The 16,066-nt window shown below is 69.4% G+C and carries 9 protein-coding genes and 1 tRNA gene; 1 reads left to right on the plus strand and 9 read right to left on the minus strand.

Going from position 1 to position 16,066, the window contains the following annotated elements; translation table 11 throughout:
• Window position 1 precedes the first annotated feature (1 nt).
• The 4 genes from ASF96_RS14035 to polA all read right to left on the minus strand — a co-directional run bounded on the left by ASF96_RS14035 (window position 2) and on the right by polA (window position 7,032).
• Complete coding sequence (locus ASF96_RS14035) at window positions 2-1,336, minus strand: MFS transporter (protein WP_055837478.1); 1,335 nt, start codon at window positions 1,334-1,336, stop codon at window positions 2-4.
• A complete protein-coding gene (locus tag ASF96_RS14040; protein ID WP_055837474.1) occupies window positions 1,333-2,409 on the minus strand; it encodes an LLM class flavin-dependent oxidoreductase in 1,077 nt (358 codons plus the stop codon). The genes ASF96_RS14035 and ASF96_RS14040 overlap by 4 nt, the downstream gene beginning before the upstream one ends.
• A 96-nt stretch (window positions 2,410-2,505) precedes the next feature.
• Window positions 2,506-4,182 carry a DUF885 domain-containing protein gene (locus ASF96_RS14045; protein ID WP_055940189.1) on the minus strand — a complete coding sequence of 559 codons (1,677 nt, stop codon included), beginning with the start codon at window positions 4,180-4,182 and terminating at the stop codon, window positions 2,506-2,508.
• Between the two features lie 210 nt (window positions 4,183-4,392).
• Window positions 4,393-7,032 carry a DNA polymerase I gene (gene polA, locus ASF96_RS14050; RefSeq protein ID WP_055940191.1) on the minus strand — a complete coding sequence of 880 codons (2,640 nt, stop codon included), beginning with the start codon at window positions 7,030-7,032 and terminating at the stop codon, window positions 4,393-4,395.
• Window positions 7,033-7,091: 59 nt separating this feature from the next.
• Here polA and ASF96_RS14055 point away from each other — a divergent pair, with 59 nt between their 5' ends.
• Window positions 7,092-7,523: a hotdog fold thioesterase gene (locus ASF96_RS14055; protein WP_055837944.1), complete on the plus strand. Its 432-nt coding sequence runs from the start codon at window positions 7,092-7,094 to the stop codon at window positions 7,521-7,523.
• A 121-nt stretch (window positions 7,524-7,644) separates the two neighbouring features.
• Here the strand turns inward: ASF96_RS14055 and ASF96_RS14060 are convergent, their stop codons facing one another.
• The 5 genes from ASF96_RS14060 to gltB all read right to left on the minus strand — a co-directional run bounded on the left by ASF96_RS14060 (window position 7,645) and on the right by gltB (window position 16,033).
• Window positions 7,645-8,265 (minus strand): ANTAR domain-containing response regulator, encoded by a 621-nt coding sequence (locus ASF96_RS14060; protein WP_055940193.1) that lies wholly within the window; start codon window positions 8,263-8,265, stop codon window positions 7,645-7,647.
• A 73-nt stretch (window positions 8,266-8,338) separates the two neighbouring features.
• A tRNA-Leu gene (locus ASF96_RS14065) sits at window positions 8,339-8,419 on the minus strand.
• A gap of 77 nt (window positions 8,420-8,496) precedes the next feature.
• The gene (gene pyk / locus ASF96_RS14070; RefSeq protein ID WP_055837460.1) at window positions 8,497-9,942 is read right to left on the minus strand and encodes a pyruvate kinase; all 1,446 of its coding nucleotides are present in this window, start codon (window positions 9,940-9,942) and stop codon (window positions 8,497-8,499) included.
• Window positions 9,943-9,996: 54 nt separating this feature from the next.
• The gene (locus ASF96_RS14075) at window positions 9,997-11,463 is read right to left on the minus strand and encodes a glutamate synthase subunit beta (protein WP_055837457.1); all 1,467 of its coding nucleotides are present in this window, start codon (window positions 11,461-11,463) and stop codon (window positions 9,997-9,999) included.
• Window positions 11,456-16,033, minus strand: coding sequence for a glutamate synthase large subunit (gene gltB / locus ASF96_RS14080; protein ID WP_055940195.1), 4,578 nt, complete (start codon window positions 16,031-16,033; stop codon window positions 11,456-11,458). The genes ASF96_RS14075 and gltB overlap by 8 nt, the downstream gene beginning before the upstream one ends.
• Between the last annotated feature and the right edge of the window lie 33 nt (window positions 16,034-16,066).

The raw sequence follows: 16,066 nt of genomic DNA on the forward strand, positions 1-16,066 counted from the left end.
GTCACGCCAGCGCGCGTCCCCGCTGCTCGCGCAAGAACAGGGCCGCGACCACGGCGACGGCGAAGAACGCCGCGAAGACGATGAACAGCACCGGGGCGCCGCCCAGGGCGAGCAGCGGCGGCACCGCCAGCGGGGCGAGGATCGAGGCGATCCGTCCCACACCGGCCGCCCACCCGGCACCCGTTGCGCGCAGCGCCGTCGGGTACGTCTCGGGCGTGGCGGCGTACAGGGCGCCCCAGGCGCCCAGGTTGAAGAACGACAGCATCATGCCCGTGGCGATCAGCGACACCTCGCCCGACGCGGTGCCGAACAGCACCGCAGCGACGGCCGAACCCGCGAGGAAGGTGGCGAGCGTCGCGCGCCGGCCCCACGCCTCGATGAGCCACGCGGCGACCGCGTACCCGGGCAGCTGCGCGAGAGTGATGATGAGCGTGAAGCCGAACGAGCGCACGAGGTCGTAGCCCTGGGCGACGAGGATCGTCGGGATCCAGATGAAGGCGCCGTAGTACGAGAAGTTGACGCAGAACCACAGCACCCACAGGCTCGCGGTGCGCGCGCGGAGCGACCGCGACCACAGGGCGCCCACGCGAGCGCGCGGGGCGGGAGCGGATGCCGCGACTCCCTCGGACGAGGGCTCGAGCGAGATGCGCCCGGCGGCGGCCTCGAGATCGCGCACGATCGCGACCGCCTCGCTGTTGCGGCCGCGTGAGGCCAACCAGCGCGGCGACTCGGGGAGCCCCCACCGCACGATCAAGGCGTACACGGCGGGGATCGCGCCGAGCGCGAACGCCCACCGCCACCCGTCGGCCGACGCGGGGACGACGAAGTACCCGATGAGTGCGGCGGCGGTCCACCCGACGGCCCAGAACGCTTCGAGGAACACGATCAGGCGCCCGCGGATACGCGCCGGCGCGAACTCGCTCACGTAGGTCGAGGCCACGGGCAGCTCCGCACCGAGGCCCAGCCCCACCACGAAGCGCAACACCAGCAGGGCGCCGAGGCCCCCGACCAGGGCGCTCGCCCCGGTTGCCACGCCGTAGACCAGCAGCGTCAGGGCGAACACCTGGCGTCGACCGAAACGGTCGGCCAGCAGCCCGCCGAGGCTCGCCCCGATCGCCATCCCGGCGAAGCCCGCCGAGGCGATCCACGACGCCTGCGTGGGCGCGAGCTGCCACTGCACCGCCAGTGCGGCGATGACGAACGAGATGAGCCCGACGTCCATGGCATCCAGAGCCCAGCCCAGACCCGACCCCGTGAGGATCTTGCCGTGACGGCGGGTGAACGGCAGCGCGTCGAGGCGTTCGGACACCCGCACGGTGTCGGTCGTGGTGGTCACCGGATGCCGGGCAGGTCGGCGTCGACGGAGAGATCGGTGTCGGCGAGCATCTCGCGCACCAGCGGGAGCACGCGGGTGCCGTACAGCTCGATGCCCGACATGAGTCGGTCGTGCGAGATGGAACCGCTGGCGAACTTCATCTGGAAGCGCGAGGCGCCGAGCACGCGCACGGTGGCGGCGATCTTGGTGGCCACGGTCTCGGGCGAACCGATGTACATCGAGCCCTCGGGGCCGACGTCCTGCTGGAAGCGCAGGCGGTTGTAGGCGGGCCAACCGCGTTCGCGACCGATCGTCGTGTTCAGCTCGGCGACGCCCTCGTACGCTTCGTCCCACGCCTGCTGGTCGGTCTCGGCGACGTGGCCGGGCGAGTGCACCGAGATCGGCATGGCGGGCTTGCCGAGTTCCTGCAGCGAGCGGCGGTACAGATCGGCGAAGGGGCGGAACCGGGCCGACGATCCGCCGATGATGGCGAGCACGAGGCCGTAGCCGTAGCGTGCGGCGCGCACGACCGACTCCGGCGAACCGCCGACGCCGACCCACGCCTTCAGGCCGTTCTCGGTCTTGGGGTACACGTCGGCATCCTGGAGCCCGGCCCGCGTGCGTCCCGACCAGGTGACGGGCTTCTCGTCGAGCAGCAGCGAGAACAGCTCGAGCTTCTCTTCGAACAGCTGCTCATAGTCGCTGAGGTCGTAGCCGAAGAGCGGGAACGACTCGATGAACGACCCGCGCCCGAGGATGACCTCGGCGCGACCGTTCGAGACGGCGTCGAGCGTGGCGAACCGCTCGTACACGCGCACCGGGTCGTCGGACGACAGCACGGTCACCGCGGTGCCGAGATGGATGTTCGAGGTACGGGCAGCGGCGGCGGCGAGCACGATCTCGGGGCTCGTGACCGCGAAGTCCTTGCGGTGGTGCTCCCCCACGCCGAAGAACGACAGGCCCACCTGATCGGCGAGCACGGCCTGCTCGACGACGTTGCGGATGGTCTGTGCGTCGGACTGGAGCGACCCGTCGGGGCCGCGCGAGATGTCTCCGAAGGTATCGAGGCCGAGCTCGACGGGGGTGGCGTCCATGGGGTCTCCTTGCATTCGGATGAATGAACTTTACGCGAGGACGAAACATTCCCCGCATCGGCGGAGGGGCGCCGCGATCGCGACGCCCCCCCTCGCTCAGCCGGAGGCCAGAGCCGCCCGCAGCGTGTCGAGACCGACGCCGCCGATGTCGAGCGCACGCGTGTGGAACTGCTTCATCGAGAAGTCGGCGCCGCGGCGCTCCTGCTCCTCGTCGCGCACCTGCTCCCAGATGCGCTGGCCGACCTTGTAGGCCGGCGCCTGCCCGGGCCAGCCGAGGTAGCGGTTGACCTCGAAACGCACGAACTCCTCGCTCATGTTGACGTTCTTCAGCATGAACGCCAGGGCGTAGTCGTGGTCCCACGTGCCAGTTCCGTCGAGGCGCGGCTTGCCGAGGTGCACGCCGATGTCGAGCACCACGCGCGCCGCGCGCATGCGCTGACCGTCGAGCATGCCGAGGCGGTCGGCCGGGTCGTCGAGGTAGCCCAGCTGCTCCATCAGACGCTCGGCGTACAGCGCCCAGCCCTCGGCGTGACCGCTCGTGCCGGCCAGCAGTCGCCGCCACGAGTTGAGCTCGGCGCGGTTGTAGACGGCCTGCGCGATCTGCAGGTGGTGCCCCGGAATACCCTCGTGGTAGACCGTGGTCAGCTCGCGCCAGGTGTCGAAGGTGTCGACGCCCTCGGGCACCGACCACCACATGCGCCCCGGGCGCGAGAAGTCGTCGGTCGGACCGGTGTAGTAGATGCCGCCCTCGTTGGTGGGGGCGATCATGCACTCGAGCGTGCGGATGGGCTCCGCGATGTCGAAGTGGGTGCGACCGAGCTCGGCGACGGCGTGGTCGCTCGTGCGCTGCATCCATTCCTGCAGGGCCTTCGTGCCGTGCAGCTTGCGCGACTCGTCCTTCTCGAGGAAGGCCACGGCCTCTTCGACGCTCGCACCGGGGAGGATCTCGTTCGCGATCGCCTCTTGCTCGGCGACCATGCGGGCGAGCTCTTCGACGCCCCAATCGTAGGTCTCGTCGAGGTCGATCTCGGCGCCGAGGAACTGTCGGGAGTGCAGCGCGTACATCTCGCGTCCCACACCGTCGACGTCCCCTGCGACCGGGGCGAGCTCCGAGGACAGGAACGAGGCCAACGCGTCGTACGCCACGCGCGCGGCTCCCGCGTTCTGGTCGAGATCGCGGGCGAGCGAGGCGGGGAGCTGTCCCTCGGCCGGAGCGGCGTTGCCGACGAACTCGGCGAAGAAGCCCGTGTCGGCGGTGTAGCGGCCGATCTGCGTCACCACCTCGGTCACCTGCCGGCGCGCGGGGACGACGCCCTCGGCGATGCCCCGACGCAGGGTCTCGACGTAGCCGTCGATCGCGGCGGGCAGGGCGCGCAGGCGCTGCGAGATCGTCGCCCAGTCGTCGGTGGTGGCGGTGGGCATGAGGTCGAAGGTCGCGCGGATGTCCTGCGCGGGCGAGGCGATGACGTTCAGGTCGCGCAGGTGCGTGCGCGCCGCGTGCTGCTCGATCATCAGATCGAGTTCGCGCACGAGGTCCATCTGCGTGACGGTGTCGATCGCATCGACGGGCTGGGCCGCCTCGAGGGCGGCCTTAGCCGCGCGTGCCTCGGCCACGAGGGCATCGGTGCCCTCGGGGCTGTAGTCGCCGAAGCGGCCGTTGTGCTCGTCGCGTCCGATGTACGTCGCCAGGGTGGGTACGCGCTCGGCCAGGGTGTCGACCCACGCGTCGGCGATCGTGTCGATCGGCGTGGGGGTGCGTTGTGCGTCAGTCATCTTTCGAGCCTAGGCAAGCCGGGGCGCAGATGCACCTCGGCCCCGGATCGCGCCGGATGCCGATACGGCAGATGACGCGGGGTCGAGGGCGCCGGGGTGTGCGAACGCGGCCGGAGCAAGCGGCCCGCGGCGCCGGTGCGGCAGCGTGGTCCGTACGCCGAGGCGTGCGGCCCCCTACCCCGGCGCGGAAGCGCAGCCCGTGCCCCCGCGTCAGTGCCCGGCTTCGTCCCAGTCCGCCCCGCGGCCGATCTGCACGTCGAGCGGCACGGTGAGCTGTGCGGCGTCGGCCATGCGCGCACGCACGATCTGCTCCACGGCATCCCACTCCCCCGTCGCCACCTCGACGACGAGCTCGTCGTGGATCTGCAGCAGCACACGCGAGCGCAGACCCGCGGATGCCAGCTCGTCGCTGATGCGGAACAGCGCGACCTTCATGATGTCGGCGGCGCTGCCCTGGATGGGGGCGTTGAGGGCTGCGCGCTCGGCGTTCTCGCGCAGCACGCGGTTCATGCTGGTGAGGTCGGGGAACGGGCGGCGGCGGCCGAAGATCGTCTCGGTGTAGCCGTCTTGGCGGGCCTGCTCCACCGACCCCCGCAGGTAGTCGCGGACGGCGCCGAAGCGGGCGAAGTACTCGAGCATGAGCTTCTTCGCCTCGGACTGCTCGATGCGCAGCTGCTTCGACAGGCCGAACGCCGACAGGCCGTACACGAGGCCGTACGACATCGCCTTGACCTTGGTGCGCATGGCCGGGGTGACCTCGGCGGGCTCGACGCCGAAGACGCGCGCGCCGACGAAGCGGTGCAGGTCTTCGCCCGAGTTGAACGCCTCGATCAGTCCGGGGTCGCCCGACAGGTGCGCCATGATGCGCATCTCGATCTGCGAGTAGTCAGCGGTGAGCAGGGTCTCGTACCCCTCGCCGACCTCGAAGGCCGCGCGGATGCGGCGGCTCTCTTCGGTGCGGATCGGGATGTTCTGCAGGTTGGGGTCGGTGCTCGACAGGCGCCCCGTCTGGCTGCCGGTCTGCACGTAGGTGGTGTGGATGCGCCCGTCGGCGCCGGTGGCCGCGTCGAGTGCGTCGATGATCTGCTTGAGCTTGGTCGCCTCGCGGTGCTTGAGCAGCAGGTCGAGGAACGGGTGCGGCGCGCTCTCTTGCAGGTCGGCGAGGGCGGCGGCGTCGGTCGTGTAGCCGCTTTTCGTCTTGCGCGTCTTCGGCAGCTGCAGCTCGTCGAACAGCACCTCTTGCAGCTGCTTGGGGGAACCGAGGTTCACCTCGTGGCCGATCGCCGCGTAGGCGTCACGGGCGAGCGCGTCGGCTCGCGCGCCGAGCTCGACCGAGAAGCTCGACAGCTTCTCGTGCGAGACCGCGACACCGGCGAGCTCCATGTCGGCCAGGGCGGTGAGCGAGGGCAGCTCGATGTCGTCGAGCACCTCGGCGACGCGCGCGGGCATGTCGGCGCGCTGCGCCTCGGCCACGCGGCGGATGAACCACGCGAGCTGGCCGGGCGTGGCGCCCTCGGTCTCGGGGACGAGCTGCGTGGGGTCGGCCTCGGGGAGCTTCTCGTCGAGGAAGCGCTCGACGAGGTCGCCCAGCGTCTTGTCGGGGAAGCTGGGGCGCACGAGCCAACCGGCCAGGATGACGTCGGAGGCGATGCCGCGCAAGGTCACGTCTTCGCGGGCGAGCGCCTTGATCTGGGGCTTGGCATCGGCCAGGACCTTGGGCGCTTCGGAGGCCAACCACTCGGCGAGGGAGTCACGGACCGCGGGGGTCCACGCGGCCTCGACCGCGGCGTCGGCGGTCGCCAGACCGAGGTGCGCCGGTCGGCCGCCCTCGAGGGTGAGGGACAGTCCCACGGGTCCCGTGACGCCCGTCGCCCACTCGACGAGAGCCGTGGCGTCGAGGGTGGCGGGAGTCGGCGCGGTCGCCGTGGGCCGAGCCTCGTCGACGGCATCGCCCGGGTCGCCGCCGAGGGCGTCGAACACGCGCGGCAGAAGCGTGCGGAATTCGAGACGCGCGAAGATGTCGCGCACGGCCTGCGCGTCGAGCGGCTGCATCGCGAGGTCGCCGGGGGCCTTGTCGAGCTCGACGTCGCGCAGCAGACGGTTGAGGGTGCGGTTGCGCCGCACGCCGTCGATGTGCTCGCGCAGGTTGCCGCCGACGACGCCGGTGATCTTGTCGGCGTTGTCGAGCAGGGCATCGAGCGAGCCCCACTGGGTCAGCCATTTCACGGCCGTCTTCTCGCCGACCTTGGGCACACCCGGCAGGTTGTCGCTGGTCTCGCCGACCAGGGCGGCGATCTCGGGGTACTGCGCCGGCGGCAGGCCGTACTTCTCGATGACGGCGGCGGTGTCGTAGCGCTTCAGCTGCGACACGCCCTGCACGTTCGGGTACAGCAGCGTGACGTCGTCGGTGACGAGCTGGATGGTGTCGCGGTCGCCCGAGCACACGAGCACGGTGAAACCCTCGGCCTCACCCTGCGTGGCGAGGGTGGCGAGGATGTCGTCGGCCTCGAAGTCCTCTTTCGCGAGCACGGGGACGCCCATCGCCCGCAGGCAGTCCTGCAGCAGCGGGATCTGGCCCTTGAACTCGGCGGGAGACTCGCTGCGGTTCGCCTTGTACTCGGCGTACTCGCGCGTGCGGAACGACTGCCGCGAGGTGTCGAACGCCACGGCCAGGTGCGTCGGCTTCTCGGCCTTCACGAGGTTGACGAACATCGACAGGAAGCCGTAGATGCCGTTGGTGTGCTGTCCGTCCTTCGTGGAGAAGTTGTCGACGGGCAGCGCGTAGAACGCGCGGTAGGCCAACGAGTGGCCGTCGACGACGAGGAGAGTAGGCTTTTCGGCATCCGTCACTCCTCCAGCGTAACGAGTGCCACGGACACTCCCCCGGTCCCGGCCCGACGAAGGCGATGATGACGTCCACACCCTCCGACTCCGTGTCCGGCCTCGACTGGGCGAAGCTGCGCGGAATGGGCGCCCTCGCCGAGAAGATGGGCCTCGAGTGGGTCGAGTTCACCGTCGACCGGTGCGTGGCCACCATGCCCGTCGAGGGCAACACCCAGCCCGTCGGCCTGCTGCACGGGGGCGCCTACGTCGTGCTCGGCGAGTCGCTGGGATCGATGGCCGCCAACCTGCACGCGGGTCCGGGGCGCCTGGCCGTCGGCATCGACATCAACGCCACGCACACGCGCTCCGCCACCTCGGGCCATGTCACCGGCGTCTGCACACCGATCCACCTGGGCCGTTCGCTGACGGTGCACGAGATCGCGATCTCCGACGAGCAGGGCCGCCGTTGCTCGACGGTGCGCATCACGAACATGATCAAGGACGCCCCCGCGCGCTGATCGTGGTCGCGCGCGCGGCCCTTGCCGTCGCGCTGACCGGCTCTGCTCCTGCGCCGACCCCCTCCCCCGGGAACGAAAAATGGATGCCACCGAAGTGGCATCCATTTCGCGAGAGGTCTCGTCAGCCCTTCTTGGGTGCCAGCTGCTCGATGATCGCCTTGGCGACGTCCTGCATGGTCAGGCGGCGGTCCATCGACGCCTTCTGGATCCAGCGGAAGGCCTCGGGCTCGCTGAGGCCCATCTTCTCGTTGAGCAGGCCCTTGGCCCGGTCGACGAGCTTGCGGGTCTCGAAGCGCTCGACCATGTCGGCGACCTCGGCTTCGAGCGTGATGATCTGCTCGTAGCGGGCGAGGGCGATCTCGATCGCGGGAAGCAGGTCGTTCGGAGTGAAGGGCTTCACCACGTACGCCAGGGCGCCGGCCTCGCTGGCACGCTCGACGAGCTCCTTCTGGCTGAAGGCGGTGAGCAGCACCACGGGGGCGATGTGGTTCTTGCTGAGCTTCTCGGCGGCGCTGATGCCGTCGAGCTGCGGCATCTTGACATCCATGATCACGAGATCGGGACGCAGTTCGGTGGCGAGCTGCACGGCGGTCTCGCCGTCGCCCGCTTCGCCCACGACGTCATAGCCGTTGTCGCGCAGGATCTCGACGATGTCGAGGCGGATGAGCGACTCGTCTTCGGCCACGACGACGCGTCGAGGTGCGTTCGGAGCGCTGGCCGGAACGGCTTCTTGATCAGTCACGGAACCATCCTAAGTCTGGGAGGGGACAATCCCCCGGATCGCAGCCCCCGATCGCACGGGATGCTGTCGCGGGTACCGGTGGTGGGACTCGAACCCACACGTCTTTCGACAGAGCATTTTGAGTGCCCCGCGTCTGCCATTCCGCCACACCGGCAGGTGTTGCGTTCCCAATCTACCGGGCGGGAACGAAGGCGACGCGCGCCGGAATGAACCGGCGCGCGTCGTCGGGACTCAGACGTCCTGGTAACCGGGAGCCGCACCGTGCACGGCGTCGCCGACGCGGTGCACGCGCAGGTCGTTGGTCGAGCCCGCGATTCCGGGAGGGGAACCCGAGATGACCACGACCTTGTCGCCGACCTTGGCCAGGTCGTTCGACAGCAGGTAGTCGTCGACCTGCAGGAACATCTTGTCGGTGTGCGACACGTGCTCCACCAGCGTGGAGCGCACGCCCCACGTCAGCGCCAGGCGGCGGCGGATGCCGGGCTCGGGCGTGAACGCGATCATGGGGATGGTCGCACGCAGGCGCGACATGCGACGCGCCGAGTCACCGGACTCGGTGAAGACGCAGAGGTACTTCGCCTCGACGAAGTCGGCGACCTCGACGGCGGCGAGGGTGATCGCGCCGCCCTGGGTGCGCGGCTTGTTGGTCAGCGGCGCGATGCGATCGAGACCGTGCTCCTCGGTGGACTCCACGATGCGCGCCATGGTCTCGACGACCACGACCGGGTAGTCGCCGACGCTGGTCTCGCCCGAGAGCATGACAGCGTCCGCACCGTCGAGGACGGCGTTGGCGACGTCGCTGGTCTCGGCGCGGGTGGGCACCGGGCTGGTGATCATCGATTCGAGCATCTGCGTCGCGACGATGACGGGCTTCGCCATGCGGCGGGCCAGCTCGACGGCGCGCTTCTGCACGATCGGCACGGCCTCGAGCGGCAGCTCGACGCCCAGGTCGCCACGGGCGACCATGATGCCGTCGAACGCGTCGATGATCTCTTCGAGGTTGTCGACCGCCTGCGGCTTCTCGATCTTGGCGATGACGGGGACGTAGCGTCCCTCTTCGGCCATGATCTCGTGCACGCGGGTGATGTCGCTGGCGTCGCGGACGAACGACAGCGCGATCAGATCGGCGCCGGCGTTGAGGCCCCAGCGCAGATCGGCTTCGTCCTTCTCGCTCAGCGCGGGCACGTTGACGGCCACGCCGGGCAGGTTGATGCCCTTGTTGTTCGAGACCGGACCGCCGACGATGACCTTGGTGGTCACGACGGTGCCGTCGGTCTCGACGACCTCGACGCGGACCTTGCCGTCGTCGATGAGCAGGAAGTCGCCGGGGCGGACGTCCTGCGGAAGGCCCTTGAACGTGGTGCCGACGATCTCTTTGGTGCCGAGGATGTCTTCGATGGTGATCTTGAAGATGTCACCGGGCAGCAGGTCGTGGGGGCCGTTCTCGAACTTGCCGAGGCGGATCTTCGGACCCTGGAGGTCGACGAGGGCGGCGACCGGGCGACCGGCGTCTTCTGCCGCCTTGCGCACGTTGGCGAAGTTGGCATCGTGCACGGAGTAATCTCCGTGGCTCAGGTTGAGGCGGGCGACATCCACACCGGCGTCGATGATGGCGCGAACCATCTCATACGACGACGTGGCGGGCCCGAGTGTTGCGACGATCTTGGCGCGTCTCATCCGGTTTCAAGCTCCGTGAAATTTTCGGGAAGTGGCCGATCGGCCCTTGCCAGCTTAGGTGGGCAGAAGGCCGATGGCGACATCGGTCGGGCGCACCGGTGCGGGCAGCACCGTCTCGCCCATGAGGAACGTGTCGACCTCGGCGGCGGCCGCACGGCCCTCGGCGATGGCCCACACGATGAGGGACTGGCCGCGACCCGCATCGCCGGCGACGAACACGCCCGGCGTCGAGGTCGCGTACGTGGCATCGCGTTCGACGTTGCCGCGATCGGTGAACCGCGTGCCCAGCTGGTCGCTGAGGTGCGCGCTCTCGGGGCCGGTGAAGCCCATGGCGATCAGCACGAGGTCGGCGGGGATCTCGCGCTCGGTGCCGCTCTTGGGCACACGGCGGCCGTCGAGGTACTCGGTCTCGGCCACCCGCAGGGCCCGGACCTCGCCCGCGGCGTTGCCGAGGAACTCGACGGTCGACGCGAGGAAGGAGCGCTCCCCGCCCTCTTCGTGGGCCGAGGCCATCTCGAAGAGGTTCGGCATCATCGGCCACGGCTGATTCTCGGGGCGCTCCGACGGCGGCTGCTTGCCGATGGCGAGGTTCGTCACGCTCAGCGCGCCCTGACGGTGCGCGGTGCCGATGCAGTCGGCGCCCGTGTCTCCACCGCCGATGACGACGACGTGCTTGCCCTCCGCCGAGATCTGCTGCGGCACCTGGTCGCCGGCGACGGCCTTGTTGCCCTCGATGAGGTACTCCATGGCGTAGTGCACGCCGTCGAGGTCGCGGCCAGGGATCGCCAGGTCGCGCGGCAGGGTCGAACCGGTGGCCACCACGACGGCGTCGTAGCGCGCCCGCAGGTCGCTCCACGAGATGTCTTTGCCGATCTCGACGCCCGCGCGGAAACGCGTGCCCTCGGCCTGCATCTGGCGCAGTCGCAGCTCGAGGTGGCGCTTCTCCATCTTGAAGTCGGGAATGCCGTAGCGCATGAGGCCGCCGATGCGGTCGTCGCGCTCGAACACGGCGACCGTGTGACCCGCACGCGTCAACTGCTGTGCCGCGGCGAGGCCGGCGGGACCGGAGCCCACGACGGCGACGGTCTTGCCGGTGAGTCGCTCGGGCGGCTCGGGCTCGACCCAGCCGTTCGAGAACGCCTCGTCGATGATCGAGACCTCGACCTGCTTGATCGTCACGGCGGGCTGGTTGATGCCCAGCACGCACGAGCTCTCGCAGGGCGCCGGGCAGAGCCGACCGGTGAACTCGGGGAAGTTGTTCGTCGCGTGCAGGCGCTCGATGGCGGCACGGCCCTCGCCCCGCCACGTGAGGTCGTTCCACTCGGGGATCAGGTTGCCGAGCGGGCAGCCCTTGTGGCAGAACGGGATGCCGCAGTCCATGCAGCGTCCGGCCTGGCGTTTGATGACGGCCGAATCCCCCGGCTCGTACACCTCTTTCCAGTCCATGATGCGCACGGGCACCGGTCGACGCTTGGGGAGCTCGCGCTCCGTCGTCTTGAGAAAGCCCTTCGGGTCAGCCACCCGTCACCTCCAGAATGCGCTTCCAGACGACGTCGCCGTCGGGGTCGAGCCCCTCGGCAACCGCCTCCTGGCGGGTCTGCAGCACGGCGGCGTAGTCGCGTGGCAGCACCCGGACGAAATTGTCCACCTCGGTCTCGAAGTCGTCGAGCAGACGACGGGCGAGGGTGGAATCGGTCTCTGCGACGTGCTTCTCGAGCAGGTCGCGCAGGATCTCGGCATCCCCGGATCCGAGGGCGCCCAGAACGAGCTCGCCGGATGCCAGGGCCTCGCGGTTCACGAGGTCGCTGTCGAGTCGGTAGACGTAGGCCTGGCCGCCCGACATACCCGCGCCGAGGTTGCGGCCCGTGGCGCCGAGGATGACCGCGAGTCCACCGGTCATGTACTCGAGCGCGTGGTCGCCCACGCCCTCGACGACCGCCGTCGCGCCGGAGTTGCGCACGAGGAACCGCTCGCCCACCACGCCGTTGAGGAACATCTGCCCCTGCGTGGCGCCGTAGCCGATGACGTTTCCGGCGATGACGTTCTCGGAGGCCGCGAACGACGAGCCGCGCGGCGGCCGCACGACGATCGTCCCGCCCGACAGACCCTTGCCGACGTAGTCGTTCGAGTCGCCCTCGAGGCGCAGCGTGATGCCGGCGGGCATGAACGCACCGAACGACTGTCCGGCCGAGCCGGTCAGACGCACGTCGATCGAGTTCTCGGGCAGACCGTGCTCGCCGCGCGCCTTGGTGACGTGGTGGCCGAGCATGGTCCCGACCGCGCGGGCCGTGTTGCGGATGGGCAGGTCGATCGTGAGCTGACCGCCGTGCGCGATGACGTCCTGCGCGCGCTCGATGAGCTGCACGTCGAAGTGCTCCTCGAGCTCGTGGTTCTGGTTGCGCGCGTGTCGACGCGGTTCGTCGTCGGCGAAGCGGGGTCCCTCGAGGATCGGCGCGAGGTTGAGCCCGCGCGCCTTCCAGTGCTGGATCGCCTCGTTCACGTCGAGCAGGTCGGTGCGCCCGACGATCTCGTCGATCGAGCGGTAGCCGAGGGCGGCGAGGTACTCCCGCACCTCCTGGGCGATGAACTCCATGAAGGTGACGATGTACTCGGCCTTGCCGGTGAAGCGCGAGCGCAGCACGGGGTTCTGCGTCGCGACACCCACGGGGCACGTGTCGAGGTGGCAGACGCGCATCATGATGCAGCCCGAGACGACGAGGGGGGCGGTCGCGAAACCGAACTCCTCGGCGCCCAGCAGCGCGCCGATCACGACGTCGCGGCCGGTCTTCATCTGCCCGTCGACCTGCACGACCACGCGGTCGCGCATGCCGTTGAGCATGAGCGTCTGCTGCGTCTCGGCCAGGCCGAGCTCCCAGGGCGTACCCGCGTGCTTGAGCGAGTTCATGGGGCTCGCACCCGTGCCGCCGTCTTGGCCCGAGACCAGGATGACGTCGCTGAGCGCCTTGGCGACGCCGGCGGCGACCGCACCGATGCCCGACTGGCTCACGAGCTTGGTGTGGATGCGGGCCGACGGGTTGGCGCGCTTGAGGTCGAAGATCAGCTGCTTGAGGTCTTCGATCGAGTAGATGTCGTGGTGCGGCGGGGGCGAGATGAGGCCCACGCCCGCGGTCGCGTGACGCGTCCGCGCCACCCACGGGTACACCTTGGTCGGAGGCAGCTGACCGCCCTCGCCGGGCTTCGCGCCCTGGGCGAGCTTGATCTGGATGTCCTCGGCCTGGGTGAGGTACAGGCTCGTCACACCGAACCGACCGGATGCTACCTGCTTGATGGCGCTGCGACGCTCGGGGTCGAGCAGGCGGTCGACGTCTTCTCCGCCCTCGCCGGTGTTCGACTTGCCGCCGATCCGGTTCATGGCGACCGCCAGGACCTCGTGCGCCTCTTTCGAGATCGAGCCGTAGCTCATCGCACCGGTCGAGAAGCGTTTCACGATGGCCGAGACCGGTTCGACCTGGTCGATCGGCACGGGCGGACGCACGTCGGTGCGCAACGCAAACAGGCCGCGGAGCGTCTTGAGCTCGTGCGCCTGGTCGTCGATGAGATGCGTGTACTCGCGGAAGATGTCGTAGCGGCGCTCGCGCGTGGCGTGCTGCAGGCGGAACACCGTGTCGGGGTTGAACAGGTGCGGGGCACCGTCGCGACGCCACTGGTACTCGCCGCCGGTCCACAGACGCTCGTGCGCGCGGGCCGCGGCGTCTTGGGGGTAGGCGTACTCGTGGCGCGAGGCGTTCTCGGCGGCGATGACGTCGAGTCCGACACCACCGAGCTTGGACTCGGTGCCGGTGAAGTACGCGTCGACGAAGTCGCGCGACAGGCCCACGGCCTCGAAGACCTGGGCGCCGGCGTACGACGACACCGTCGAGATGCCCATCTTCGACATGATCTTCAGCACACCCTTGCCGAGCGCGTAGATCAGGTTCTTGACGGCCTTCTGCGGCGTGACGCCCGTGATGAAGCCCGCCCGCACGAGGTACTCGACGGTCTCCATCGCCAGGTAGGGGTTCACCGCCGACGCGCCGTACCCGATGAGGGTCGCCACGTGGTGCACCTCGCGCACGTCGCCGGCCTCGACGACCAGCCCGACCTTCATGCGCGTCTCTTTGCGGATGAGGTGGTGGTGCACGGCGGCCAGCATGAGCAGCGACGGGATCGGAGCGAGGTCCTTGTTCGAGTCGCGGTCGCTGAGCACGATGAACTCGGCACCGTCTTCGATCGCCTGGTCGACCTCGCTGCACATCTGCGTCAGACGCTTCTGCAGCCCCTTGTGACCGGCCTCGACGCGGTACAGACCGCGGATCGTCACCGACGACCGTCCGCGCAGGGCGGTGTCGATGTGCTGGATCTTGGCGAGCTCGTCGTTGTCGATCACGGGGAAGTCGAGCGTGACCGTGCGGGTGTGGTCGGGTCCCCAGTCGAGCAGGTTGCGCTCGGGACCGAGACCCAGCGACAGCGAGGTGACGACTTCTTCGCGGATCGAGTCGAGCGGCGGGTTGGTGACCTGCGCGAACTGCTGCGAGAAGTAGTCGAACAGCATGCGCGGACGGTCGCTCAGCACGGCAACGGGCGCGTCGCTGCCCATGGCGCCGAGGGGCTCGGCGCCACCCTGACCCATGGGGGTGAGCAGGATGCGCACCTCTTCTTCGGTGTAGCCGAAGGTGCGCTGGCGGCGGGTGATCGAGGCGATGGGGTGCACGATGTGCTCGCGCTCGGGCAGCTCGCTGAGCTTGACGCGGCCCTTGTCGACCCATTCGCCCCACGGCTGCAGAGCCGCGAGCTCGGCCTTGATCTCTTCGTCTTCGACGATGCGGCGCTGGGCCGTGTCGACGAGGAACATGCGCCCGGGCTGCAGCCGGCCGCGACGCTTGATGCGCTCGGGTGCGAAATCGAGTACGCCGGTTTCGGAGCCGATGACGACGAGGCCGTCGGTGGTCTCGGTCCAGCGCCCGGGGCGCAGGCCGTTGCGGTCGAGCGTGGCGCCGACGACCGTGCCGTCGGTGAAGATGAGGGCGGCGGGGCCGTCCCAGGGCTCCATCTGCATGGAGTGGTAGTCGTAGAAGGCGCGCAGATCGGGGTCGATCGTGGCCTGCTTCTCGTACGCCTCGGGGACCATCATCATGATCGCGTGCGGGAGGCTGCGCCCGGTGAGCGTGAGCAGCTCGAGCACCTCGTCGAACGAGGCCGAGTCGCTGGCACCCTCGGTGCAGATCGGCAGCAGCGGACGCACGTCGCCGATGAGCTCGGACTCGAGCTGCGACTGGCGCGCGCGCATCCAGTTGCGGTTGCCCTTGACCGTGTTGATCTCGCCGTTGTGCGCGAGCATGCGCAGCGGCTGCGCGAGCGGCCACGACGGGAAGGTGTTGGTGGAGTACCGCGAGTGCACGACGGCGAGCTCCGAGACGAAGCGCTCGTCCGACAGGTCGGGGTAGAACGGCTCGAGCTGCAGGGTCGTGACCATGCCCTTGTAGCCGAGCGTCCGGCTCGACAGCGACACGAAGTACGCGTCGATCTCGTGGCGTGCGCGCTTGCGCAGGCGGTACACGCGGCGGTCGAGCTCGATCCCCGAGAGGGCGGGCTGATCGCCGACGGCCGGGCGCGCGATGAACAGCTGCTCGAAGGCGGGTCGGGCCTCGTAGGCGAGCTTGCCGAGGTTCTCGTGCTCGACGGGCACCTCGCGCCAGCCGAGGACCTCGAGGTTCTCGTGGCGGGCGATCTCTTCGATCCCCGCCTTCATCGCCGCGCGCTCGTCGTGGCCGAGCGGCAGGAAGACCATGCCGGCGGCGTACTCCCCCACCGGCGGCAGGTCGAAGTCGACGACAGCGCGCAGGAAGGCGTCGGGCATCTGGGTGAGGATGCCGGCACCGTCGCCCGTGCCCGCGTCGGAGCCGATCGCCCCACGGTGCTCGAGGTTGCGCAGCGCCGTCAGCGCCAGATCGATGATGTCGTGGCCGGCCACGCCGCGGAGAGTGGCGACCATGGCGAGGCCACAGGCGTCTTTCTCGAACGACGGGTCGTACATTCCCTGGCGGACCGGGAACGTTCCTCCGACGGTGTCGGAACGCAGGCTGGAAGCCATATCAACCGTCCTCACGTTGATGCTTCGAATGGG

The organism is Microbacterium sp. Leaf179, assembly GCF_001423785.1.
Lineage (GTDB): Bacteria > Actinomycetota > Actinomycetes > Actinomycetales > Microbacteriaceae > Microbacterium.